This is a genomic window from Pseudomonas sp. Yb2C2, assembly GCF_052112325.1.
Lineage (GTDB): Bacteria > Pseudomonadota > Gammaproteobacteria > Pseudomonadales > Pseudomonadaceae > Aquipseudomonas > Aquipseudomonas marginalis.
Window position 1 is genome coordinate 76,872 of sequence record NZ_JAVAJK010000013.1, and the last position, 23,592, is coordinate 100,463.

Annotated in this window: 22 protein-coding genes and 1 pseudogene; 11 read left to right on the forward strand and 12 right to left on the reverse strand. The window is 61.9% G+C overall.

Features of this window, described 5'->3' with window-relative positions; translation table 11 throughout:
* Nucleotides 1-136: 136 nt before the first annotated feature.
* On the reverse strand, nt 137-1,054 hold the full coding sequence (ppk2, locus tag Q8X51_RS18900) for a polyphosphate kinase 2 (RefSeq protein ID WP_065928085.1): 918 nt from the start codon (nt 1,052-1,054) through the stop codon (nt 137-139).
* Nucleotides 1,055-1,241: 187 nt separating this feature from the next.
* On the opposite strand from ppk2, the gene pstS reads away from it, so the two are divergent.
* From pstS to Q8X51_RS18930, 6 genes are all read left to right on the forward strand, one after another.
* Entirely contained in the window at nt 1,242-2,270 is a 1,029-nt protein-coding gene (pstS, locus tag Q8X51_RS18905) for a phosphate ABC transporter substrate-binding protein PstS (RefSeq protein ID WP_027603516.1), read from the forward strand.
* A 74-nt stretch (nt 2,271-2,344) separates the two neighbouring features.
* A complete protein-coding gene (gene pstC, locus Q8X51_RS18910; protein ID WP_027603517.1) occupies nt 2,345-3,310 on the forward strand; it encodes a phosphate ABC transporter permease subunit PstC in 966 nt (321 codons plus the stop codon).
* Complete coding sequence (pstA, locus tag Q8X51_RS18915; RefSeq protein WP_027603518.1) at nt 3,310-4,221, forward strand: phosphate ABC transporter permease PstA; 912 nt, start codon at nt 3,310-3,312, stop codon at nt 4,219-4,221. Before pstC ends, pstA begins: the two co-directional genes overlap by 1 nt.
* Nucleotides 4,222-4,297: 76 nt before the next feature.
* Nucleotides 4,298-5,059, forward strand: a complete 762-nt coding sequence (gene pstB, locus Q8X51_RS18920; RefSeq protein WP_010210300.1) for a phosphate ABC transporter ATP-binding protein PstB — start codon at nt 4,298-4,300, stop codon at nt 5,057-5,059.
* A 55-nt stretch (nt 5,060-5,114) separates the two neighbouring features.
* Entirely contained in the window at nt 5,115-5,813 is a 699-nt protein-coding gene (locus Q8X51_RS18925; RefSeq protein ID WP_407694687.1) for a hypothetical protein, read from the forward strand.
* A 56-nt stretch (nt 5,814-5,869) separates the two neighbouring features.
* Nucleotides 5,870-6,421: a hypothetical protein gene (locus tag Q8X51_RS18930; RefSeq protein WP_027603521.1), complete on the forward strand. Its 552-nt coding sequence runs from the start codon at nt 5,870-5,872 to the stop codon at nt 6,419-6,421.
* A gap of 72 nt (nt 6,422-6,493) precedes the next feature.
* On the opposite strand, the gene Q8X51_RS18935 is transcribed toward Q8X51_RS18930, so the two are convergent.
* Nucleotides 6,494-6,745 (reverse strand): hypothetical protein, encoded by a 252-nt coding sequence (locus Q8X51_RS18935; RefSeq protein ID WP_053139889.1) that lies wholly within the window; start codon nt 6,743-6,745, stop codon nt 6,494-6,496.
* A 173-nt stretch (nt 6,746-6,918) separates the two neighbouring features.
* Here Q8X51_RS18935 and Q8X51_RS18940 point away from each other — a divergent pair.
* Nucleotides 6,919-7,074: pseudogene (locus tag Q8X51_RS18940) on the forward strand (C4-dicarboxylate transporter DctA); the annotation flags it as partial.
* A 41-nt stretch (nt 7,075-7,115) separates the two neighbouring features.
* Here Q8X51_RS18940 and Q8X51_RS18945 read toward each other — a convergent pair.
* The 5 genes from Q8X51_RS18945 to Q8X51_RS18965 all read right to left on the reverse strand — a co-directional run bounded on the left by Q8X51_RS18945 (nt 7,116) and on the right by Q8X51_RS18965 (nt 12,133).
* Complete coding sequence (locus tag Q8X51_RS18945) at nt 7,116-7,463, reverse strand: BrnA antitoxin family protein (protein ID WP_065928088.1); 348 nt, start codon at nt 7,461-7,463, stop codon at nt 7,116-7,118.
* Nucleotides 7,464-7,466: 3 nt separating this feature from the next.
* Nucleotides 7,467-7,748 (reverse strand): BrnT family toxin, encoded by a 282-nt coding sequence (locus Q8X51_RS18950; RefSeq protein WP_053139605.1) that lies wholly within the window; start codon nt 7,746-7,748, stop codon nt 7,467-7,469.
* 338 nt (nt 7,749-8,086) lie between these two features.
* Entirely contained in the window at nt 8,087-9,427 is a 1,341-nt protein-coding gene (locus tag Q8X51_RS18955) for a c-type cytochrome (RefSeq protein ID WP_407694688.1), read from the reverse strand.
* Between the two features lie 16 nt (nt 9,428-9,443).
* On the reverse strand, nt 9,444-11,675 hold the full coding sequence (locus Q8X51_RS18960) for a xanthine dehydrogenase family protein molybdopterin-binding subunit (RefSeq protein WP_065947977.1): 2,232 nt from the start codon (nt 11,673-11,675) through the stop codon (nt 9,444-9,446).
* Nucleotides 11,675-12,133 (reverse strand): (2Fe-2S)-binding protein, encoded by a 459-nt coding sequence (locus Q8X51_RS18965; RefSeq protein WP_407694689.1) that lies wholly within the window; start codon nt 12,131-12,133, stop codon nt 11,675-11,677. The genes Q8X51_RS18960 and Q8X51_RS18965 overlap by 1 nt, the downstream gene beginning before the upstream one ends.
* Nucleotides 12,134-12,622: 489 nt before the next feature.
* On the opposite strand from Q8X51_RS18965, the gene Q8X51_RS18970 reads away from it, so the two are divergent.
* Nucleotides 12,623-14,452, forward strand: coding sequence for a methyl-accepting chemotaxis protein (locus Q8X51_RS18970; protein WP_407694715.1), 1,830 nt, complete (start codon nt 12,623-12,625; stop codon nt 14,450-14,452).
* Between the two features lie 55 nt (nt 14,453-14,507).
* On the opposite strand, the gene Q8X51_RS18975 is transcribed toward Q8X51_RS18970, so the two are convergent.
* From Q8X51_RS18975 to Q8X51_RS18990, 4 genes are all read right to left on the reverse strand, one after another.
* The gene (locus tag Q8X51_RS18975; RefSeq protein WP_065947975.1) at nt 14,508-15,464 is read right to left on the reverse strand and encodes a 2-hydroxyacid dehydrogenase; all 957 of its coding nucleotides are present in this window, start codon (nt 15,462-15,464) and stop codon (nt 14,508-14,510) included.
* Between the two features lie 34 nt (nt 15,465-15,498).
* Nucleotides 15,499-16,257, reverse strand: coding sequence for an SDR family oxidoreductase (locus Q8X51_RS18980; protein WP_074846002.1), 759 nt, complete (start codon nt 16,255-16,257; stop codon nt 15,499-15,501).
* A gap of 42 nt (nt 16,258-16,299) precedes the next feature.
* Nucleotides 16,300-16,992 carry a fumarylacetoacetate hydrolase family protein gene (locus Q8X51_RS18985; protein WP_407694690.1) on the reverse strand — a complete coding sequence of 231 codons (693 nt, stop codon included), beginning with the start codon at nt 16,990-16,992 and terminating at the stop codon, nt 16,300-16,302.
* 98 nt (nt 16,993-17,090) lie between these two features.
* On the reverse strand, nt 17,091-18,440 hold the full coding sequence (locus Q8X51_RS18990) for an MFS transporter (RefSeq protein ID WP_065947972.1): 1,350 nt from the start codon (nt 18,438-18,440) through the stop codon (nt 17,091-17,093).
* A 552-nt stretch (nt 18,441-18,992) separates the two neighbouring features.
* Here Q8X51_RS18990 and Q8X51_RS18995 point away from each other — a divergent pair.
* Nucleotides 18,993-19,925 carry a helix-turn-helix transcriptional regulator gene (locus tag Q8X51_RS18995; protein ID WP_074846008.1) on the forward strand — a complete coding sequence of 311 codons (933 nt, stop codon included), beginning with the start codon at nt 18,993-18,995 and terminating at the stop codon, nt 19,923-19,925.
* A gap of 14 nt (nt 19,926-19,939) precedes the next feature.
* Here Q8X51_RS18995 and Q8X51_RS19000 read toward each other — a convergent pair whose 3' ends face one another.
* Nucleotides 19,940-20,842, reverse strand: a complete 903-nt coding sequence (locus Q8X51_RS19000) for a LysR family transcriptional regulator (protein WP_065947970.1) — start codon at nt 20,840-20,842, stop codon at nt 19,940-19,942.
* A 106-nt stretch (nt 20,843-20,948) separates the two neighbouring features.
* On the opposite strand from Q8X51_RS19000, the gene Q8X51_RS19005 reads away from it, so the two are divergent.
* Together Q8X51_RS19005 and Q8X51_RS19010 are read left to right on the forward strand one after the other, a co-directional pair.
* Nucleotides 20,949-22,313, forward strand: coding sequence for an MFS transporter (locus tag Q8X51_RS19005; RefSeq protein ID WP_065924419.1), 1,365 nt, complete (start codon nt 20,949-20,951; stop codon nt 22,311-22,313).
* A complete protein-coding gene (locus Q8X51_RS19010; RefSeq protein ID WP_323147181.1) occupies nt 22,310-23,584 on the forward strand; it encodes a glucarate dehydratase family protein in 1,275 nt (424 codons plus the stop codon). Before Q8X51_RS19005 ends, Q8X51_RS19010 begins: the two co-directional genes overlap by 4 nt.
* The last annotated feature ends 8 nt before the right edge of the window (nt 23,585-23,592 follow it).

Below are 23,592 nucleotides of genomic sequence, written 5' to 3' on the forward strand. Positions count from 1 at the left end.
ACTGTCTGGCACACTGCAGCGTTCTTATTGGGGCTGCTGCGCAGCCCGGCGCGGGGCAAGCCCGCTCACCACCGGTACGGTGTTCGCTCTTAACTGAACGGCGCGCTCACCACCGGGGAATCTATTGCATCCCGCGTTAATAGACCTGCGGCACGATGATTTCCACCGGCGTCGGATTGCGCGAGTAGTCCTCCTGCCTGACCCGTTGCGGCAGCTCGATCACCGGCAGTTCCACTTCTTCATAAGGCATTTGCCCAAGCAGGTGGTGGATGCAGTTGAGGCGGGCTTTCTTTTTGTCGTCGGCCTGCACCACCCACCATGGCGCTTCGGCGATGTGGGTGCGCTCGAGCATGACTTCCTTGGCCTTGGTGTACGCCTCCCAGCGCCGGCGCGACTCCAGGTCCATGGGGCTGAGTTTCCACTGCTTGAGTGGGTCGTGAATGCGGCTGAGAAAGCGCAGGTGCTGTTCCTGGTCGGAAATGGAGAACCAGTATTTGATCAACTGGATGCCGGAGCGCGCGAGCATGCGTTCGAACTCCGGTACAGTGCGGAAGAATTCCTCGTACTGGTCTTCGTTGCAAAAGCCCATGACTTGTTCGACGCCGGCGCGGTTGTACCAGCTGCGGTCGAACAGCACGATTTCACCGGCGGCCGGCAGGTGCGAGACATAACGCTGGAAGTACCACTGCGTCTGTTCGCGGTCGTTGGGCGCGGGCAGTGCGGCGACGCGGCAGACTCGCGGGTTGAGGCGCTGGGTAATGCGCTTGATCACACCGCCTTTGCCGGCGGCATCACGCCCTTCGAACAGGATCACCACCTTGGCGCCGGTCTTGACCACCCAGCTTTGCAGCTTCACCAGTTCGCCTTGCAGGCGGAACAGTTCGCTGAAGTAAATCCTGCGCGCGGCCTTTTCGGGGCTTTCCTCGACGTGCTCGTCGAACAGCGCGTTGAGGTCGTGCCCGTCTTCGGATAATTCCAGTTCCAGCTCTTCGTCACTGTGATCCAGCAGCTCTCGGTGGATGCGCTGGATCAAGGCGTCGTCTACTGCAGACATGGGAGGCACTCGCGTCGTGGGGGGATGGCAAAGTCTTAGTCGCATTTTGTTACCAACCAATTACATCGAAATACGTGGCTGTGGCGGAAAGACGGGACGAAATAGCGGTTTGCCACCCAATTTTCATAAAAGCGTAACAAAGCTGCTGCAAAGTTCCGGGAGCCCGTAATCACAAGGATTTCCCTGAATGAAACGTCTGATGAAGTCAGCTGCACTCGCCGTTGCGGTTTCTCTAAGTGCCACCTCGGTATTTGCTGCCGAGAACGTCCGTCTGACAGGTTCTGGCGCCAGTTTCCCAGCGCCGATCTACCTCACCTGGTTCAAGGATTTCAGCAAGAAGACCGAAGGCGTCACGGTTGACTACCAGTCCAAAGGCAGTGGCGCGGGTGTACAGGACTTCCTGAACAAAACCGTGGACTTCGCCGCCAGTGACTCGGCCATGAAGGACGAAGACATCGCCAAGGTCGCCGAAGGCGTGCAGTTGCTGCCGATGACCGCAGGCGAAATCGTCCTGGCGTTCAACCTGCCGGGCAATCCTAAAGAACTTAAGTTGCCACGCGATGTGTACTCCAACATCTTCCTGGGCAAGATCACCAAGTGGAACGATCCGCAGATCGTCGCTGCCAACCCTGGCCTGAAACTGCCGGACATGCCGATCACCGTGGTCGTGCGTGCAGACTCCAGCGGCACCACAGCCGTATTCACCAAGCACTTGGCGGCCATCAACCCGCAGTTCCAGAAGGACTTGGGTGAAGGCAACACCGTCAACTGGCCAGCCAGCGACAAATTCATCAAGTCGCCGAAGAACGATGGTGTGACCGCCACCGTACGCCAGACCCCAGGCGCGATTGGCTACATCGAATACGGCTTCGCCAAGCTGGCCAAGGTTGACTTTGCCCAGCTGCAGAACAAGGCCGGCAAGTACGTGGTACCTAACGCCGAAAGCGGTGCCGAAGCCCTGGCTGCGGTGAAAATGCCGGAAAGCCTGGTGGCCTGGCTGCCGGACCCGGACGGCGCCAAGTCCTACCCGATCACGTCCTACACCTGGATGATCTTCCGCAAGGACAACGGCAACCCGGCCAAGGCCAAGGCCATGCGTGAAATGGTCGAGTACAGCCTGACCGAAGGGCAGAAAATCGCCGATTCGATGGGCTATATCCCGCTGCCGAAGTCGGTGGTCGATCAGGTTCGTAAAGCGTCCGCCAACATTCAGTAACGCTTGTGAGGCCTCTCTCGGCGGGCGCTGTCAGCCCGGCCGGGAGGGTTACCCCCCTGTTCCGGAATTAGCCAATGAACACACCGTTTGTCGTACCGGGTAACCCGGATTCTGCCTGCCAGCCACCTTCTGCGAAGGATTTCCTGGTTGATCGCACCTTCCGTGCGCTTGCACGAATAGGCGTGGTTCTGGTGCTGGCGTTGGTGTTTGCCCTGGTGTTCGAAGTCGGGCGCAAGGCCCTTCCAGGCATGGAAAAGCACGGCTTTGACGTGCTGCTGGGCAGCGTCTGGGATGTCAACCAAGGCAAGTACGGCATTCTGCCGGCCATCTGGGGCACGCTCTACAGTGCCTTTATCGCGTTGCTGATCGCAGGTGTTTTCGGCGTCAGCATGGCGATTTTCCTCACCCAGGATTTTTTGCCGGCGAAGCTGGCGGCGGTGTTTCGTACCATCGTCGAACTGCTCGCGGCCATCCCCAGCGTCGTTTACGGCCTGTGGGGCATTTACGTGGTCATCCCGGCGATCCGGCCGTTGACCGCATGGTTGAACACTGAACTTGGCTGGATTCCCTTTTTCGGCACGTCCCTGAGCGGGCCGGGGTTGCTCCCGGCGGCGCTGGTGCTTGCAATCATGATTCTGCCGACCATCGCCGCCGTGTCGCAGGATGCGCTCACCGCCGTGCCGATGAAAACCAAGCAAGCCGCCTACGGCATGGGGACCACCCACTGGGAAGCGATTCTCAAGGTGATGGTGCCGTCCGCCGCCACCGGCATCTTCGGTTCCCTGGTCTTGGGCCTGGGCCGCGCACTCGGCGAAACCATGGCCCTGGCCATGCTGGTGGGCAACGCCAACAACATCTCGCTGTCGCTGTTCGCCCCGGCCAACACCCTGGCAGCCTTGCTGGCGCTGAACTTCCCCGAAGCCGGGCCGAACGAGATCGAAGTACTGATGTACGCCGCACTGGTGCTGATGTTGATCACGCTGATCGTGAACATCTTCGGCTCCATGATCATGATGTACGCCCAACGGGGTAATAAGTGATGACTGACCTCACTGCTGCAACCGACCTGACGTCCCCCGCAGGCGCAATGCCCAGCCTCCAGCGCCGGTTCGAAGGCCGTGCCCTGCGCAGCCTGGTGTTGACCACCCTGGTCTGGGCGGGCGCGCTGCTGGCCAGCGTGCCGCTGATTTCCGTGCTCTACATGCTCATCACCCGCGGCGGCGCGCGCCTGAGCCTTGAAGTGTTCACCGAGCTGCCACCCACCGGTTTCGAGACCGGCGGCGGTTTCGGCAACGCGATGGCCGGTACCTTCGTGATGGTCGGCATTGCCGCTGCCATCGCCGTGCCGGTCGGCATCATGGCGGCAATCTTCCTCGCCGAACTGGGCCCGGACAGCAAGCTGGCGAACGCCGCACGTTTTGCCGCGAAGATGCTCACCGGCCTGCCGTCGATTCTGGCCGGTGTGTTTGCCTACGCCCTGGTGGTGATGACCACCGGCACCTACTCGGCCCCGGCCGGTGGTGTGGCACTGGCGGTGCTGATGCTGCCGATCGTGGTGCTGACGGCTGAAGAGTCGATGCGCATGGTGCCCAAGATCATGAAGGACGCCGCCTACGGCATGGGTTGTACCCGCTCCCAGGTGATCTGGAAAATCGTCCTGCCCACCGGCCTGCCGGCAATCCTCACCGGCGTGATGCTCGCCGTGGCCCGCGCCGCCGGCGAAACCGCGCCGCTGTTGTTTACCGCGCTGTTCAGCAACTACTGGATCTACCACGACGGCAGCCTGGCGGTGATGAACCCGACGGCCTCCCTGGCCGTGCTGATCTACAACTTCTCCGGCATGCCCTTCGACAACCAGCTTGAACTCGCATGGGCGGCGTCGCTGGTACTGGTAATGATCGTGCTGGTCGTGAATATCGTGAGCCGTATCTTCGGCAAGCCAAAGTATTGAAAACGGGAGCATCTGAATCTTGAACGTATCAACTGCGCAAATAGCCGCTCCGTTTGTCACCCAGGCGCCTGTGGTCATGGACTGCAAGCTGGACAAGATCTTCTACGGCAACTTCATGGCCGTGCGTGACAGCCATGTGCCGATCGAAAAGAACAAGATCACCGGCTTCATCGGCCCTTCCGGTTGCGGTAAAAGTACCGTGCTGCGTAGCCTCAACCGCATGAACGACCTGGTCAAGGGCTTCCGTTTCGAGGGCCATGTGCACTTCCTTGGCCAGGACGTCTACGGCAAGGGCGTGGACCCGGTGGTCGTGCGCCGCTACATCGGCATGGTGTTCCAGCAGCCGAACCCGTTCTCGATGAGCATCTTCGACAACGTCGCCTTTGGCCTGCGCCTGAACCGCTACAAGGGCGACCTGGGCGACCGCGTCAAGCACGCCCTGCAAGGCGCCGCGCTGTGGGATGAGGTCAAGGACAAGCTCAAGGTCAGCGGCCTGTCGCTGTCCGGTGGCCAGCAGCAACGCCTGTGCATCGCCCGCGCCATCGCCACCGAGCCGGAAGTGCTGTTGCTCGACGAGCCGTGCTCGGCGCTGGACCCGATCGCCACGCGCCGGGTCGAGGAGCTGATGGTCGAGTTGAAGAAGGACTACACCATCGCCCTGGTGACCCACAACATGCAGCAGGCCATCCGCGTGGCCGACACCACGGCGTTTTTCTCGGTGGATATTTCCCAGGGCACGCGCACCGGCTATCTGGTGGAAATGGGCCCGACGGCGCAGATCTTCGAGAACCCGCGTGAACAAATGACCGGGGACTACATCAGCGGCAAGTTCAGCTGATGCCCCTGCGGGAGCTGGGATGCTCCCGTATTTTCCACTGCTTATGGGAATGCCGATGCCTGCAACACGACGCCTTGATTTGCCCGCGATTGAACGCGCACTGCGTGAGGTGCAACAGCGCTTTGCCGAGCTCAGCCGGGACTTTACCGAGCCGCGCGACCCGTTGACCGACGAAGTGCTGCACAACGTGCTTGAAGGCTACGCGCTGATTGACGACTATGTCGCGCGGGGCGTCGACCTGTTCGACCTGCAGCAGCTGGACCTGATGCTGGAGATCAACGCCACCGTGCTCTGTGGCAGCGACCCGTCACGGCGCCTGGAATACGCCCACCACCTGGTGGCGACCGAAGAACACTTCTTCAACAATGTCGAAGGTGGCATCAAGGACTTGTACAACTGGTACTGCGCGTATCGCAGTGAATCAGTCTGGAAGCGCGCCGCCGGGGTGTATGTACGCATCCTCAGCAAGCCGCAGCTGTTCATTGAAGGCAACAACCGCAGCGGTTCGCTGATCGTCAGCTATTTGCTGATGCGTGCAGGCCTGCCGCCGTTCGTGCTGACGCTGGAGAACGCCGAGGGCTACTTCAACCCTTCGTCGGTGATCCGCAACTCAGCCAAACATGGAGTCAAGGCGTTGTACGAATTGCCCAAGATCAAGAAAAAATACGCTGCCTTCCTGGAAGAACAGGCGCCGGATCCGCACAAGTTTTTTCTCAAGGACCCGCGCCAGCCCGTTTTTCAAGGAGGCCATTGATGAGCGGTTCTCCGGTATTCGCCAGGGCAGGGCGGGCCCTCCAGCGCATCCTGCCGATGCAGCAGCGCCCGCGTATCCGTATTTCCTTCGATATCGACGACACCCTGGCCTGCCAGCTGCACCACTGCGACGTCGAGCCGAGCCGGCTGCCGGCCTGCGTGCACCGTTGGCTGGGTGAGCCCTTGCGGATCGGCACGCGCTCCCTGACCCGCGAGCTACGCCGCCAGGGCTGCAGCATCTGGGTCTACACCTCGTCCGGTCGCACGCCGTCGTATATCCGCCGCTGGCTGATGCTCTACGGCATCCGCGTCGACGGCGTGGTCAACAGCGTGCTGCACAACCATGCCCTGACGGCACGCGGGCTGTCGAACGCACCCTCGAAATTCCCCCCGGCCTTCGACATCGACCTGCATGTGGATGACTCCGAAGGCGTGCGCAGTGAAGGCCATGACCACGGTTTTCGCGTGGTAGTGGTGGACCCTCAGGACGAAAACTGGGCGCAGCGGGTGTTGGAGGCCGTAGCGCAGGTCCAGGCGCAGTTGGCCTGGCAGCAGCCGCTCCGGTACAAAAAGACAACACGGCAGCGCGCGGAGGTTTTTTCTTCCTGAGGCGCTGTGAAAACCCAGAAAAGCCACTCGAACGAGTGGCTTTTTTGTCTTGCCGCAGCGCCCCGAGCGGCCTCAGTCGGAGCGCGCAGCCTCCATGCCGCGCCGGATCCGCATCAGGTCCTGATACGCCTCGGTGCGCTTTGCATCGGCTATCTGTTTCGCTTCGGTAAAGCGCAGCCAGTCACCGGCGTCGGCCAAGCTGCTGCCTATGATGGCGTAGGCCTGTGTTTCCAGGCGGTCGGCCTCGTAGAACAGTTCGGTGTTCCTGGCCAGCTCCGCTTCCCAGCCGGTTTGTTTTGACGCTTCACGCCTATTCGCTGCCATGGCCTTCACCCCAAGGTCGTCATGTGCGAGCGAAGAGTGCAGGGGCCTGATCAAGGCCGCCGGGTTCGTAGCTCGCGTAGGAGCGACACAAGCCGTTCTCGTGTCTGATAGGTCCTTCAGTGTTGATGGATAAACGTGGGGGTTCGTTCAAATTAGTTCGGAGGGCGGACCGCACCCTCGGCTCGATCTATGTGATACCGGCAGCAGGTCTGGTGCTGGTACTGGGCGTCTACCGGTTTATCTCCGAAGGCGGTGCACTGATCAATGTGATCGGCAACGGCGTGGCCACCCTGTTCATTGCCCGCTGGGATGGGGCGCTGGACCGTTAGCCACTCAAGCGGGAGTTGGGGTAGGTCGCAGAAAGCCTTGGTCAATCGGCCAGTTTGGCTGTGCCCAGCACGCGATTCAACTCGCCAGCGACAGCGATGAGTTGTTGTTCCAGTGCTTCAACCTCAGAAAGGCTAATGCCACTGTTGATAACTTGCAGGGTTTTAGCCCGCTTCTTTGGGGCGGGCGCCAGATTGTGTGCGTGTTGCGAAATCAACGCCTGACGCAACAGATTGTTGATCACGGTTTGATAGCCCGTACCGGCGCTTTCTGCGCGTTCACGGGCAGCATCGATAACCGCATCGTCAAGCATGATGGTGATGCGGGTCTTGCCTTTGTTGCTGGCGACAGCACCGCGTTTGCCGTGGGTGAAATCGTATTCGTCTTTCATTGTTCAAGCCTCCAGATAACGGCGCCGTTCATTTTTTGATGCGAGCCTGGCGCTGATAACGCGTACGAAATTCGGATCGCGGTAAGTGTATGTCACTACCAAAATTCGTCCCCTCGCGTCAGTGCCCATGGTCACCCAGCGCTCTTCACCGTGATCGTGGTCTTGTATCGTCAGGGCGATCTCATCGTTGAACACCGGTTCTGCGTCCGCCAGGCTTATGCCCTTGTGCTTCTGCTGATTGGCGATGTTTTTTGCCTCATCGTATTGAATCCTGAACGTCTTCATTATGCATACTTTATATGTATGAAAAAGCGGTTGAAGGAACCGTCAGTCAGGAAGATGGCCAGCCATAAATAGCGGTAGTGTGAATTTGCCATGTTCCGCTCGGTCAGTTGGGTCTCGATCTTGCTGAGGTTGCCAACATATTTCCGTGCGTAATGGTTAATCCGTTACGTAGAAGGATTCTGTTTTGGTTGTCGGAAGAGGCGAGCTTGAATAGGCGAGTAATCGGACAGATCAACGTTCGCGGGGCCGGATCAATACTAAGTTTGTTCACATCAACCCTTATTCCCCGGCATGCTCATTTCACTGCCCACGCCGGGGAAAAGGTCGGGACGCTACCTTCAACGCATATGCAAAATAATCGGACTGCTGCTGGCCGGGTCGGTATGCCCGCGCAGCTTGCCGACTGCCTTGGCGTCGACCGCCTCTGCGTGGTTGCCCCAGGTGCTGCGCACGTAGGTCAGCACCTGGGCGATTTCCGCATCGGACAGTTGTTCACGAAACGCCGGCATGCGATAGGCGTCCGGTACGCCGGCGGCGACTACCCGCTGTGAGCCGTTGAGGGTGATGTTGATCGCCGAGGCACTTTCCTTGGCCAATGCCGAGGTGGCGCCGGCCAGGGGCGGCATCCATTCGGGCTGGCCCTTGCCGTCCGGGCCATGGCAGGAGGCGCAGCGGGTCGCGTAGGTGTGGGCACCGGGGACGTCCTGGCGTGTATCGGCGGCTACGTACTGCCAGGGCGTGCCGTCACGCTGTGGGTCGCCAGGCAGTGACTTGAGGTAACGCGCGATGGCGGCCAGGTCGTCGTCGGCCATGAACTGCGTGGAGTTGTTGACGGCTTCGGTCATCGAGCCATAGACCACCGCATGGGCGTTGCGCCCGGTCTTGAGGAACTGCACGATCTGCGCCTCGCTCCAGCGCCCCAGGCCGGTGTTCGGGTCCTGGCGCAGGCTCGGTGCGTACCAGCCGTCGAGCAGGGCGCCGGCGAGGAACGGCTTGCCGGATTCGTCCAGGGCTTTTTCGTTGAAGGCCAGGCCGCGCGGTGTGTGGCAGCTGCCGCAGTGGCCAGGGCCTTGGACGATGTAGGCGCCACGGTTCCATAGCGCATCCTGGTTGGGTTTGGCCGCGTAAGTGGCGGTCGGCGCGAAGAGGCCGTTCCACAAGGCGATGGGCCAGCGCAGATTGAGCGGCCAGGGAATATCGCTGGGGATGTTGGGCTCGTTGGCCGGTTGTACGCCTTGCATGAAGAACGCATACATCGCGCGGATATCGTCGTCTCTGAGCTTGGCGTAAGACGGGTAGGGCATCGCGGGGTAGAGCCGGCGGCCGCCCGGTGCTACGCCGTGGCGCACTGCACGGTCGAAGTCGGCGAGGCTGTAGGTGCCGATGCCGTGGGTGCGGTCCGGGGTGATGTTGGTGGCGTGAATGGCGCCCAGCGGCGTGGCCATTTCCAGGCCCCCGGCGAAGGGCGCCTTGCCCGGCAGGCTGTGGCAGGCGACGCAGTCACTGAGGCGGGCGACATATTCGCCGCGACTGACCTGTGCGGGGTCGACGCTGGCGGCTTGTTCCTGCGCGAACGGGGTGGCGGGCTGGCGGGTGACATACCAGGCCAGCAGGCCGGCGGCGACCAGGCAGGGCAGCACCAGCCAGCCTGCGGTTCTTGCGAATCGACGGTTGTTCATGGGCGGTCTCGCTCGGTTAGCTGAAGGTGTGTCGGCTTAATGGCAGGCTGCGAACACGCTGGCCGGTCAACTGCGCTACCGCATTGACCACGGCTGGCGCCACAGCGGGGAGCGGAGGCTCACCGATGCCGCCCATCTTCTCGCCACTCTCGACAATCTTCACGTGCACCTGCGCCATCCGTGAGGGCGGCAGGATCGGGTAGAGGTCGTAATTGCGCGCCCGTGGCTTGCCGTCCACGTACACCGCTTCTTCCAGCAAGGTTTGCGAGAGCCCCAGGGCCACCGCGCCATTGACCTGAGCTTGCACAATCGCCGGGTTGACGATGCTGCCGGGGTCGATGGCTTCCCAGATGTGGTGGACCTTGACCTGGCCGTTTTCAATCGACACTTCGGCGATCACTGCCGCGTGGGAGCCGAACGGCGAGGCCATGGCCACGCCACGGGCGCGCCGGGTACCGTCTTCGGCAGTGTAGGGGCCCCGTTTCCAGCCACCGGACAACTCGCCCACGGCCTTGAGCAGGGTGGTCAGCCGTGGGTTGTCGCGCAGCAGGTGCAGGCGCAGCTCATAGGGATCGCGGCCGCCTTTGTCCGCCAGCTCATCAAGGAACGCTTCGTAGAAGAAGTCATTCAGCGAATTGCCCACCGAACGCCAGTAGCCGAGCATGGCCGGGCCCTTGACGTAGATCTGCGCGATGCGTTTGTTGGGGATGGCGTAGCTCTTGCCCGACAGGCCTTCAAGGGCGGTGGGGTCGAGTTTTTCGCCCTGCTTGCCGGCGATGGCCTCGGTGGGGCCTTCGGTGGCGCTCACCGCTTCGATCGCCACCGGCAGGCCGTCGGCGTCCAGCGCGGCGCGGAACTTGACCACCGCCACCGGGCGCAACACGTCGCGCAGGAACTCTTCCTCACGGCTCCAGATCAGCTTGACCGGACGGCCCACCGCCTTGGCCAATGCAATCGCCTGGGGGTAGGGGCTGGCCGAGTCATACAGGAAGTGCCGGCCGAAAAAACCGCCCAGCAGCGGCGAGTGCAGGGTCACCTGCGCGGGGTCGAGCCCGGCGCGCTTGGCGATGTCGGCGCGGAACATATCGGGCGCCTGGTTGGGCAGCCAGATCTCCAGCGAACCGTCGGGGTTGAAGCGCGCCAGGGCTGACGGCGGCTCCAGTTGGGCATGGTTGAGGTACTGGTTGTGGTAGGTAGCCTCGACCTGGGTCTTGGCGTTTTTCAACGCGCCGGCCACATCGCCTTCGTTCTCGTCGTCACGGGCCGGACCTTGCTGGGCCGCGAGAAAGTCGCGAAAGCCGTCGCTGGAAAAATCCGCGGGCATGCCCCGCACTTTTGAGTCGGCCGTCGGTTCCTGCCAGTCGACCTGGATCGCCTCCACCGCACGCTTGGCGTGCCACCAGCGTTCGGCCACCACGGCTACCGCACCGGGCAGCACATGCACCGAGTGCACGCCTTTCATGGTTTCGACCTGGGATTGGTTACGCAGGCTGCCCACGGTCATGCCCAGGCGCGGCGCGTGCTGCACGGCGGCGTGGAGCATGCCGTCGACCTTGATGTCGATGCTGTACTGCGCCTTGCCGGTGGATTTGTCATAGGCATCCAGGCGCTTGACCGGCTTGCCGATCCAGCGGAACTGGCTCGGGTCGCGCAGGGTGATGCTGGCCGGGTCGGGCACCGGCATGTCCAGGGCGCGGCCGGCCAACTCGCCGTAGCCCAGGGAGCGCCCGGAGGCGGCGTGCACCACGCGGCCAGGCTGGGTGGTCAGTTGGGCCACCGGCACACCAAGCTGCTCGGCGCCGGCCTGCAACAGCATGGCGCGGGCGAGGGCGCCCAGGCGGCGCATGACCGGGTAGCTCATGCGCACCGACATGCTGCCGCCGGTGATGCGCATGCCGTTGTCCATCACCACATAGGCCTCACCGGGTGGCGCGGCTTCGACGATAAAGGTGGCAGGGTCGGCATCCAGCTCTTCGCCGACGATCTGCGCCATGGCGGTGTGGGTGCCTTGGCCACCTTCCATAAAGGGGCTGAGCAGGCGCACCGTACCGTCCGGGCGAATCTCCAGGAACGCCGGCACCTGGGTGCCGCGTTCTGCGGCGGCAGCGGCCTGCACTCGGGCCGAGCCCAGCGGCAGGCCAAAACCGATGACCAGCGCACCCACGGCCGTGCTGGCCAGGAAGCGGCGACGCGACAGGTTGATCGGCTCGCCCAATGTGATGCCAGGGATGACGGATGGCGTGTTCATCAGGCCCTCTCCTTCCCGGCGGCCAGGTCATGCATGGCGGCATGGATGGCGTTGTAGGTGCCGCAGCGGCACAGGTTGACCATGGCCGCGTCGATCTGCGCATTGGTGGGGGCGGGGGTGTGCTTGAGCAGCGCGGTGGCTGCCACCACCTGCCCGGACTGGCAGTAACCGCATTGCGCCACCTGATGCTCGACCCAGGCACTGACCACCCGCTTGCCGACTGCATCGGCTTCGATAGCCTCGATGGTGGTGATCTCACGCCCGACCACCCCGGCCACCGGCGTGACGCACGAGCGCACGACATTGCCGTCCACCAGCACCGAGCAGGCGCCGCATTGGGCCAGGCCGCAGCCGTACTTGGTGCCGGTCAGCCCCAGGTCATCGCGGATCACCCACAGCAGCGGCGTGTCGGCGTCGGCGTCGACCTGATAGGTTTTTTGGTTGATGCGTAATTCCATGGCTGGCTCACCTGCTGATCATCGGTCGGGATGGCGTGTTTCTTATAAGAAAGGCGATGGGCGCCCATTGTCGAACTCTAGATCAGGGCACAAGGGCCATCTACGAAAAAACCGAACATTCGGAGGATCAGGCAAGTATTCGAGAGGATTGAGTCAGTCAATCAAGGTGCTCGATCAACACAGGGGCCGGCAGCCGATTGGTTTGTGAGGGTTTATTGATCTGGGTCAGTACAACCCCCTATTGGCTCCAGATGGCCGTCCGAGAGCGGTAGCGCTGTTTTCATGGGTGATATTATGGCGCCACTATCTTGGCGTGACAGGCGCCAGTCTGATCCATGGACATGAGGCTTTAGGGAAATGCTTAAGAACGCTCCGCTGCGTCTGAAACTGTTGTTGATTCTGCTACTGCCCATGCTCGGGTTCCTGACCCTGGCCGGCGTGTTTGTGGTGGACAACTACAAAACGCTGCGTGACATGAACACCACGGTGATGGCCAGCGCCACCGCCCAGAAGTTGAGCCAGTTGATTACCACCTTGCAGCGTGAGCGTGGTGCCAGTGGCGTGTTCCTCGGCAGTGGCGGCAAGTCCATGGGCGAACGAATGGTGCAGATGCGCAGGGACTCCAGCGCGGCCGTCGAGGTGGTGCGCGGTTTGTCCACCTCCGGCGGTGCGAACCTGGACAACGTCCTGCGGGCCCTGGACCAGTTGCCGGCGATGCGCGGGCAGGTCGATAAACTGAGCATCAACAGCACCGAATCCGGCGCGCGGTATACCGAGATCATTCAAGTGCTGACCGGTTACACCCATTCCCTGGAAGCGAGCGTCAACAACGCGACCATCGTCTACGCCCTGGGGGCCCTGAATCAATTTATCGAAATGAAAGAGCGGGCCGGACGCGAGCGCGTGGTGCTGGGCCTGGTCTTCGCCCAGGGGCATTTCGATGAAGCGCTGTTGTCGCGCTTCAGCCGTAACCTGGGCGAGTTCGGCGCCTATTACGATGCATTCCGGCGCAAGGCACCCGCGGCCTCGCTGGCGCAGTTCGATACGCAAATGCAGCAACCGGCCGCCGTCGAAGTCGCCAAGTTGCAGCGCCTGGCGTTTGAGGTGCCGATGGGGCAGGCGCTGGGGATCAAACCCGAAGCCTGGTTTGAAACCTCTACCCAACGCATTGACCTGATGAGCCAAGTGGAGGAAGCCCTGGGCCAAAGTGTCAGCAGCCTGGCGATGCACGAGCGGGATGACGCCAGCCGCGCCCTGTGGCTGACCATCGGCGCAGTGATCGTGGCCCTGTTGGCGGTGGCGGTGTTGTCCTGGCTGATCATCCGCATGATCGATTCGGCGGTGCGCGACCTCAACCGCGTGCTCAATGACCTGGCACAGCGCGATCTCACCGCGCGGGCGACTTATGACAGCAAGGACGAATTCGGTCAGATCTCGCGCAACCTCAACCGCATGGCGCAAGAGATCAGTGGCGTGGTGCAGGAAATCGGCAACGCCACCGCACAGGTTGCAACGGCGGCGGAGGAGTCTTCAACCGTGACGATGCAGACCAGCCAAAGCGTCGAGCAGCAGCGCCAAAGCACTGAACTGGTGGCCACGGCGATCAACGAAATGAGCGCCACCGTGCGCGAGGTGGCGCACAGCACCAACGATGCGGCGCAACTGTCGCAACGGGTCAATACCAGCACCACCCAAGGACGTGCCGAGATCGAAGGCACCATCACCCTGATCCGCCAGCTCTCGGGGCAGGCCGAGGACACCGCGCTGATCATTGGCGAACTCAAGCAGGAAAGCGATGGGATTTCCTCCGTGCTCGACGTCATTCGCGGCATTGCCGAGCAAACCAACCTGCTGGCCCTGAACGCGGCCATCGAAGCGGCGCGGGCAGGGGATCATGGGCGCGGATTTGCCGTGGTGGCGTCCGAGGTGCGGGTACTTGCGCAGAAGACCCAGGAGTCCACGGGGAATATTCAGCAGATGATCAGCAACCTGCAAAGTGGTTCCGATCGGGCGAGCTCGTCCATGCAGGAGACTCTGGGCAAGGCCCAGGACGGTGCGCGCAAGGTCGAACGTGCAGGTGAATTGTTGTTGGAGATCGCCGAAGGCGTGGCCAGTATCAGTGATCGCAATCTGCAGATTGCTTCGGCGGCTGAAGAGCAGAGTGCGGTTTCAGAAGACATCAACCGTAACGTCAACGAGATCAACGACCTGGTCATCCAGGTCAGTGCCGGCGCCGAGCAAACCGCAATCACCAGCCAGGAATTGGCGCGTTTGGCCGAGCACCAGCAGCGGCTGGTCAATCGGTTCAAGGTGGCGTGAGGCGGTGGTGAGGGGGGCTTTGATCGTTCCCACGCAGGTGGGAACGATCAAATGCTCAATCCGTCACACAACCCTGGGGTTTTTTCCCGGCGAAACTGTCCAGCAGACTCGCCACCACCATGTCCCCCATGCGCGTGCGGGTTTGCAGCGTCGCGCTGGCGCGGTGGGGTTGCAGCACCACTTGTTCATTGGCGAAGAGCGCCTCGGGAACATTCGGCTCGTCGACAAACACGTCCAGGGCCGCCCCCGCGATCTCACCGGCGGCCAGCGCGGCCACCAAGTCCGCCTCGTTGACCAGCTTGCCGCGTGCCACGTTGATCAAGTAGCCGTCCTTGCCCAATGCCTGCAACACCTGGGCGTTGATAATGGCTTCAGCCTGGTCGGCGGCGGCGGCCAGGATCAGCGCGTCGCTTTGGCTGGCCAACTGTTTCAGGTCGGCGATGAAGGTATGGCTCACATCGCTCATCGGCTGCAGGTCGGTGTAGCAGATCGGGCAACCGAAGGCCGCCGCTCGAGTGGCGACTGCCCGCCCGACCCGACCCATGCCGACGATGCCGATGCGCATGCCGGACACCTGGCGCGCCAACGGCAAGGGCGCCAGCGGTGTCGGACTCTGCGGCCACTGGCCCGAGCGCACATAGCGATCACTGGTGCACAGCCCACGGCACACGGCGATCAGCAAGCCGATGGCCAGGTCGGCGACGTCCTCGGTCAGCGCGCCGATCGTTGCGGTCACGCGGATCCCGCGATCCCGGGCATACGCCAGGTCCACCGCATCGGTGCCCACGCCGTTGACCGCCACCACTTCCAATCTCGGCAGTTGCGCCATCAGCGCCTGGCTGATGCCGGTATGCCCGCCGGTGATCACCCCGCGAATGTTCGCACCGTGTTCCTGTAAATAAGCCGGCTTGTCGGCCTGCTGGAAGTAACGTCTGACGGTAAACAGCTCATCGAGCCGCGCGTTGATTTCAGGGATCAGGATCGGGCTGAGCTGCAAGACTTCTGGTTTCATTGGGAACCTCGTGTCACGGAATAAAAAGGCCGGTTTAACCGCGACCGGCAAACGGCATGGCGCTGGCCATGACGGTCATGTTCAGGACGTTCGCTTCCAGGGGCAGCGCGGCGATGTAGCGCACGGCATCGGCCACGTGCTTGACGTCGACCATCGGCTCCACGGCGATGGTGCCGTTGGCCTGGCGTACGCCTTTGGTCATGCGCACCGACATGTCGGTCAAGGCGTTGCCGATGTCGATCTGGCTGCAGGCAATGTTGAATTCGCGCCCGTCCAGGGCCAGGGATTTGGTCAGCCCCAACACCGCATGTTTGCTGGCGGTATAGGCGCTGCTGAAAGGCCGTGGGGTATGCGCGGAAATCGAGCCGTTATTGATGATGCGTCCACCCTGTGGCTGTTGATGGCGCATCAGCCCGAAGGCGCCACGGGCGCAGAGGAAAACCCCGTTGAGGTTGGTATCGATCACGTTGCGCCACTGCTCGAACGTCAGTTCATCCAATGGCACGGCAGGGGCGTTGACCCCGGCGTTGTTGAACACCACATCGAGACGTCCGTACACCTCGGCAATGGTTGCAAACAGCGCGTCGACACTGGCCGGGTCGCGCACATCAGTGGGGACGGCCAAGGCTTCGTGGCCTTCGCTGGTCGCCAACTCGGCCAAGGCCTGCAACGGCTCCGGCCGGCGCCCGGCCAGTACCAGGGTGAAACCGTCCGCCATCAAGCCCAGGGCCACGGCGCGGCCGATTCCGCTGCCGGCGCCGGTAACCAGGGCCACCTTCAAAAGATTCGACATGGTGTTATCTCCTTTTTCCATTTACGGGTAGGTGTGCCGGGTTCAAGCGCGCTGGCCGACGCGCATTTCGAGTTGGCCGATGCCGTCGATCCCGGCGTTGATGAGATCGCCCGGTTGCAGCACATCCACGCCCGCCGGGCTGCCGGTCATGATCAGGTCACCGGCCCGCAGCGATACCGACTGGGAGATCCGGCTGATGATCTCGCTGACCGACCAGATCTGGCTGTCGAGGCTGTCACGCTGGCGCTTCTGGCCATTGACGTTGAGCCACAACTCGCCGCTCGGGTGCCCGGCGTGAGTCACCGGCACAATGGCGGTCATGGGCGCGGCGCCGTCGAACACCTTGGCGCCTTCCCAGGGCAGGCCCTGGCTTTTGGCTACGCGCTGCACATCGCGGCGGGTCAAATCCAGGCCGGCGGCATAGCCCCACACGTAGGCCAGCGCCTGGCCCTCTGGGATATGAGCGCCACCCTCACCGATGGCCACGACCAATTCGATTTCGTGGGCAAACTCTTCGGTCAACGGCGGGAACGTCACCTCGCCCGTCGCGTCGACCACGCTGCTCGCGGGCTTCATGAAGAACACCGGCGGCTGGCGAGACTGGCCTTGGGTATCCGGCCACGGGTAGTTGCGGCCGACGCAAAATACCCGGCCGACGGGAAAGCGCTGCAGGCTACCGGCAACCGGCAAGGTCACGGGCAGATCGGGGGTAAACACATACTCGGTCATGGTCATTTTTATCAGTGTCCTGTTGGAAGCAGCAGCCTACGGCGGCATTCATGGGTGAAGTTGGACGATTGCGGCCTGGTGTTGGAGAAAAACATGTTGTTGACTCAGCGCGCCTTGAGTTCGATGCGGTACAAGCGGCCGAGCAGCAACGAGTAAGACAAGGTGCCAATCAGCGCGACACCGCCGATAAACCAAAACGCGTAGGCAAACGAGCCTGTCGCGTGAACGATGCCGCCAATCACGATCGGGGTGACGATCCCGCCGATATTGGCGGCCAGGCTGGTGATCCCGCCGGTCAGGCCGATCAGCTCCTTCGGTGCCACTTCCGATACGGCGGCCCACGACGACGACGCGATGCCTTGGGCAAAGAAGGCAATGGTCAGTATCGCGATGCAGATCACGTTCGAGTCGGTGAAATTGACCAGCACAATCGACATGCCCAGCATCGAGCCGACCACCAGGGGCAACTTGCGCGCGAAGGACATTGAGTAGCCACGGCGTATCAGCAAGTCGGAGACGATGCCGGCCAATAGAATGCCGACGGTAGCGCCCACGAACGGCAGCACCGCGAAGATCCCGGCCTTGATCATGGTCAACTTGCGCTCTTCGATCAGGTATGTCGGGAACCAGGTCAGGAAGAAGTACAGCGCCGAGGTGCTGGCGAACTTGCCGATGCAAATGGCCCATATCTGCCGGTAGCCGAACAGCTCGGTGATCTGTCGCCAATTGAAGCGTGTGCGCTCCTGGCTGCTCTTGACCAGCCCACCGCCGCCTTCGATGTACTTCAATTCTTCCTGGCTGACGCGCTTGCAGTTCAACGGGTCGCGGTACAGGTACAGCCAGGCCACGCCGAACACGATGCCGAGCAACCCTGTGCTGTAGAACACATGGCGCCAGTCATAAGTGGTGGCCAGCCATAGCAGCACGCCGGTAAACAGAGCCGTGCCCAGGTACTGGCCGCACACATAGATGCTGCTGGCCATGCCGCGTTCGCGGGCCGGGAACCACACCGTCACTGCCCGGCTGTTGGCCGGAAACGCCGGTGCTTCCATGGCGCCGACGGCCAGGCGCAAGCCGAATAACGATGCAAACCCTGTGGCGAAACCCTGGCACACGGTCACGGTTGACCAACTGATCAGCGACACGCCGTAGGTGAGCCGGGAGCCGAAGCGGTCGGCCACAAAGCCTGCTGGTACCAGGGCGAGGGCATAAGTCCAGGCAAACGCGGAGAAAACCAGGCCCATTTCGATCTTGTCCAGGCCCAGGTCCTTGGCCATGAACGGTGCCGCAATCGAGATGTTCACGCGGTCGATGTAATTGATGATGGTTGCAATCAGCAGCAACGACAGCATGAACCAGCGACGCCGGGTCGGCAGCCGCTGGGGCAGGACGGCGTCCCGTACGCCGGCACTCACCGACGGCGCGGTGGACGGGGAGAGGTGCGAGTTCGACATGGGTAGACCTTTTTATTGTCAGGTGAATCGTGAAGTTCGCGCGCAGCCGAAGCCGATGCCCCCAGTACCGGGGCAGAGCAATCGCTGCATTAATGGGAGGCGCGAACAGCCGCTGTCAGGCGCTCAGAGATGCCTTCGCACGGGTCGGGCCGGGGGAGGGGGGATAGGGCAAAAAAGCAGGTTCATGGGGTGCGCACCTTTTGATTGTTTTTGGAAGGTTCGGGCTGCATGGGTGATTACAGTGGTCGTACAACATTCCAAAATCAACGCGTGCGTTAGATCGTTTTTTCTTTATGAAAAGGCCTTGAATGCAGGAGTCCAAGAAAAAACGGATTAATTTATTTGGCTAAAACCGCTGCGTTTTTTAAATAATCTATTGTTTTTTAATGATTAATTATTTTGTGGTGCGCCCGATTTTTTTGGACAGAGAAAATCGCCAACGCAGGTGAAAATAATCCGTCACACCTGGCTGTCATCCGATGACATATTGAAGCCGCGCCGGTCCGCCTGCACAATCACCCCGACCCTGTACCTGTCGAGGAGCCTCAGGCAATGTCATCACCCAGTCGAGTCCCCACTTACGTCATGCAGCAACGCAGCGAGTTGACCGACTTTTACATCCGCGACAAAAAAGGCCGTCGCGCGGAAACCAGCCCCCACCGCCATGAGTATTTCCAGATCCAGGTCAACCTGGGTGGCGACACCGTGCAGCACATCGGCAATGCCGAACGGCCGTTTCCGCGCAATGCGCTGGCGTTCATCCTGCCGCATCGGGTGCATGTGATTCCCCATCCGGCAGACAGCAACTTCATTGTGATCAATTTCTCCCAGACCTTCCTGCTGCCGCATTTGCAGTGCGACCCGATGGATCTGGAAGAGGTTTCGATCCTGCTGGCGCCCGAGTTGTCACCGTTCCGCTTCCAGGAGCATCTGGATTTCATCCTCGGCGATGAGGACTTCGGCATCGTCCGTGGCTTGATCGAACAGATGCGCGCCCTGGATGAAAACCGCCAGTTTGGCACTCGCGAGATGCTCAAGGGATTGTTGCTGCAATTGGTAGGGCGCGTGTGCGCGTTGTATGCCGAACCGCTCAAGCGCTTGGCCGAAGAGAATGCCGCCGAAGTCAGTCGGCGCGATGCACTGAGCAGAATGTCTGAGTACCTGCGCAAGAATATTGCAGACCCCGATCTGAACCTGATCAAGGTGGCGGCGGCGACTTACCTGTCACCGACCTACCTGACGCATTGGTTGCGCAAGGAAATCGGCAAGACCTTTACGGAGTTGGTGCTTGAACGCCGGATGCACGCGGCGCGCAATTATTTGCTCAATGGCACACGACCGGTGGGTGAGGTGGCCAGGTTGTGCGGTTTCGCCGACGAGGCGTATTTCTCCCGACGTTTTCGCCAGATACACGGCCAGCCACCCGGGCAATTCAGGCGCCAGCAGCTCAACCCTGACACGCCGCAATCACCCACCGGCACCTGAGTCGGCACGCGCCGTCAGTTCGCCCACCCGTCACGCACCGCACTGCGAATCCCCTCCAGCAACATCGCGAACGCCGGGTTGTCATTGTTCTCGCGCCAGATCAGGTGCAGTTCACTTTGCGCGCCTTCGCCCAGGTCGATATCGCGAAACACCACGTTCTTGAACACCACACTGCTGGCGCAACGCGGTACCAGCGCCAGCCCCATGCCGGCGTTGACCAGGGCCAGGATGGTCAGGGACGAGCCCAGCCACTGTACGTATTCCGGTGCGACACGGGCCGAGCGCAGCAGCCCGGTGAGCAGTTCGTTGAACGGCGGGTAGGCCGCATGGGCGTACATCAGGAACGGCTGGGCGTCGAGGTCGTGGACGCTGACGCTGTCGGCACTGGCCAGTCGATGGCTGCTCGGCACCGCCAGCACGAAGGGCTCGCGCACCAGGCATTCGGTGGCATAACCGGGTTCCAGCAGGGGCGCGCGGACGATGCCCAGGTCGATGCGCCGCGCGCGCAGGGCTTCGTATTGCTGGTAGGTGTTCATCTCCGAGAGGTCGATCCTGACCTGGGGCTGCTTGAGCCGTGCCTCGGCGATGACCCTGGGCAAAAACTCATACACCGCGCTGCCGACGAAGCTGATATTCACCGTGCCGATATCGCCCTCGGCAAAACGCCGTGCGGTCACGGCTGCCTGCTGGGCGCGCTCCAACAGGTTCTGCGCCTCGATGAAAAACGCCCGGCCGGCGGCGGTGAGGGCAACGCTGCGGGTGGTGCGGGTAAACAGCTCTACGCCGAGGTGATGCTCCAGTAATTGGATCTGTCGGCTGAGGGGCGGCTGGGTCATGTTCAGCCGTTCGGCGGCGCGGCGAAAATTCAGCTCGGTGGCCACGGTGGTGAAGCAGCGCAGTTGCGTCAGTTCGAACATTGATCTAATCCAGGTATCAATCGAATGCCAAGTTAGATTAGACGGGAACAATCCCCGGCGTCCATCATCGGTGCGTCCCTAAAAAAACAATGATTGGGAGTTGCCCTTGGATACCGTCCAGAATCCGCCCGACCCGAGCGTGCTTGCCCGCGCAGCCGCCAAGGTCAAGCGCCATGTACTGCCGTTGTTCGTGGTGATGTTCATCGTCAATTACATCGACCGGGTCAATATCGGCTTTGTGCGCAGCCATATGGAGACCGACCTGGGCATTGGCGCCGCCGCCTATGGCTTGGGTGCCGGGCTGTTCTTCATCGGTTACGCGATCTTCGAAGTGCCGTCCAATCTGCTGCTGCAGCGCTACGGCGCACGGGCCTGGTTGACGCGCATCATGTTCACCTGGGGCGCGGCTGCGATGGCCATGGCCTTTGTCCAAGGCGAAACCAGCTTTTATATCCTGCGCTTCGTGCTCGGCGCGGCCGAAGCCGGTTTTTTCCCCGGCATCATCTACTACTTCACCCAATGGTTGCCGGCCGCCGAGCGCGGCAAGGCGATGGCGATTTTCCTCAGCGGTTCGGCCATCGCCTCGGTGATTTCCGGGCCGGTGTCGGGGGCGTTGCTCAACGTCAGCGGCTTGAGCCTGCATGGCTGGCAGTGGATGTTCCTGATCGAGGGTTTTGCCTCCATCCTGTTGTGCGGGTTTGTGTGGTTCTGGTTGCAGTCCCACCCCCATCAGGCCAAGTGGCTCAGCGACGAAGAAAAACACGCGCTGGTGACGGCCATCGCGCTTGAGCAAACGGCCCGCGAAGCCACCCAGAGCGTGCGGCCGTCGATGTTCAAGCTGCTGGCCGACAAGCAGATCGCGCTGTTCTGCTTTATCTACTTTTCCATCGCCCTGACCATCTACGGCGCCACGTTCTGGTTGCCGAGCATGATCAAGAAAATGGGCAACCTGGGCGACTTCCAGGTGGGGTTGTTCAACTCGATCCCGTGGTTGATTTCCATCGTCGCCATGTATGGGTTCGCCGCCCTGGCGAGCAAGTGGAAACACCAGCAGGCGTGGGTGGCGCTGATGCTGGTGATCGCCGCCGTCGGCATGTTCATGTCCACCACTGGCGGGCCGGTGTTTGCGTTTGTCGCCATCTGTTTTGCCGCGATTGGCTTCAAGGCCGCTTCCGCGCTGTTCTGGCCGATCCCCCAGGGTTACCTGGATGCGCGCATCGCCGCGGCGGTGATTGCCTTGATCAATTCGGTCGGCAACCTCGGCGGTTTTGTTGCCCCCACCACCTTCGGCCTGCTGGAGCAGACCACCGGTTCGATTGAAGGCGGGCTGTACGGCCTGGCCGCGACCTCGCTGGTGGCCGCGGTGGTGGTGTTTTTTGCGCGCACCGCACCACGGCCCGGTGTGCCGCCCACCTCCAAACCGACTCATCATCATGCCTTGCGTCCAGGCCCACAGGGAGCCGCCTCTTGAAAATCGTCCGCGTTACCGTCACCCCCATCGCGTTTCGCGACCCGCCGCTGCTCAACGCCAGCGGTATCCACGAAGCCTTCGCGCTGCGCTCGATCATCGAAATCGAGAGCGACACCGGCTACATCGGCCTTGGCGAAAGCTACGGCGATGCCCCGGCGCTGGCGATCCAGCAACAGGTCAAGGATCAACTGATCGGCCTTGATCCGTTCAACCTCAACCAACTGCGCGCCATCGTGCAGGCCACCGTGGCGGCGCACAAACCCGCGAGCATTGCCGGCGCCGAACTGGCCCCCGGTTCCCATGCGAGCAAGGCAGTGAGCAATGCCTATTCGGCGTTTGAGGTGGCGTTTCTCGACCTGCAGGCGCACTCACTGAATGTGCCGCTGGTGGACCTGCTGGGCGGCGCGATCCGCGACCAGATCCCGTTCAGCGCCTACCTGTTCTTCAAGTACGCCGAGCACATCGACTCGCCCTATAAACCCGACAGTTGGGGCGAAGCCCTCAACGAAGTACAGATCGTCGCCCAGGCGCGGCGGATGATCGACACCTATGGCTTCAAAAGCATCAAGCTCAAGGCCGGTGCGCTGGACCCTGAGCATGAAGTGGCGTGCATCAAGGCCCTGAAAAAAGCCTTCCCCGGCGTGCCGCTGCGCATCGACCCGAATGGCAATTGGTCCCTGGAAACCTCGATCCGCATGGCCGAACTGCTCGGCGACGACCTGCAGTATTACGAAGACCCCACCCCCGGCCTGGAAGGCATGGCCGAGTTGCACACACGCACCGGCTTGCCCCTGGCGACCAACATGGTGGTCACCGATTTTGACGAGTTCCGCCGCAGCGTGGCCCTGAACAGCGTGCAGATCGTACTCGCCGACCATCACTACTGGGGCGGCCTGCGCGACACCCAGGTATTGGCGAAGATGTGCCAGACTTTTGGCCTGGGCGTGTCGATGCACTCCAACTCACACCTGGGCATCAGCCTGATGGCCATGGCCCACGTGGCCGCGTCGGTGCCCAACCTCGACTACGCCTGCGACACCCACTACCCCTGGCAAGAACCGGACGAAGAAGTGATCAAGGGCGGCAAGCTGCCGATTGTCGACGGCTGCGTGAAGATCACCCGCGCACCGGGGCTGGGCCTGGAACTGGACCCTGATCAACTGGGCAAGCTGCATGACCAATACCTCAGCTGCGGCATTCGCCAGCGCGACGACGTGAAGCAGATGCAGCGCTATCAACCGGATTGGAAGACCGTCAAACCGCGTTTCTGAAGCTGGTC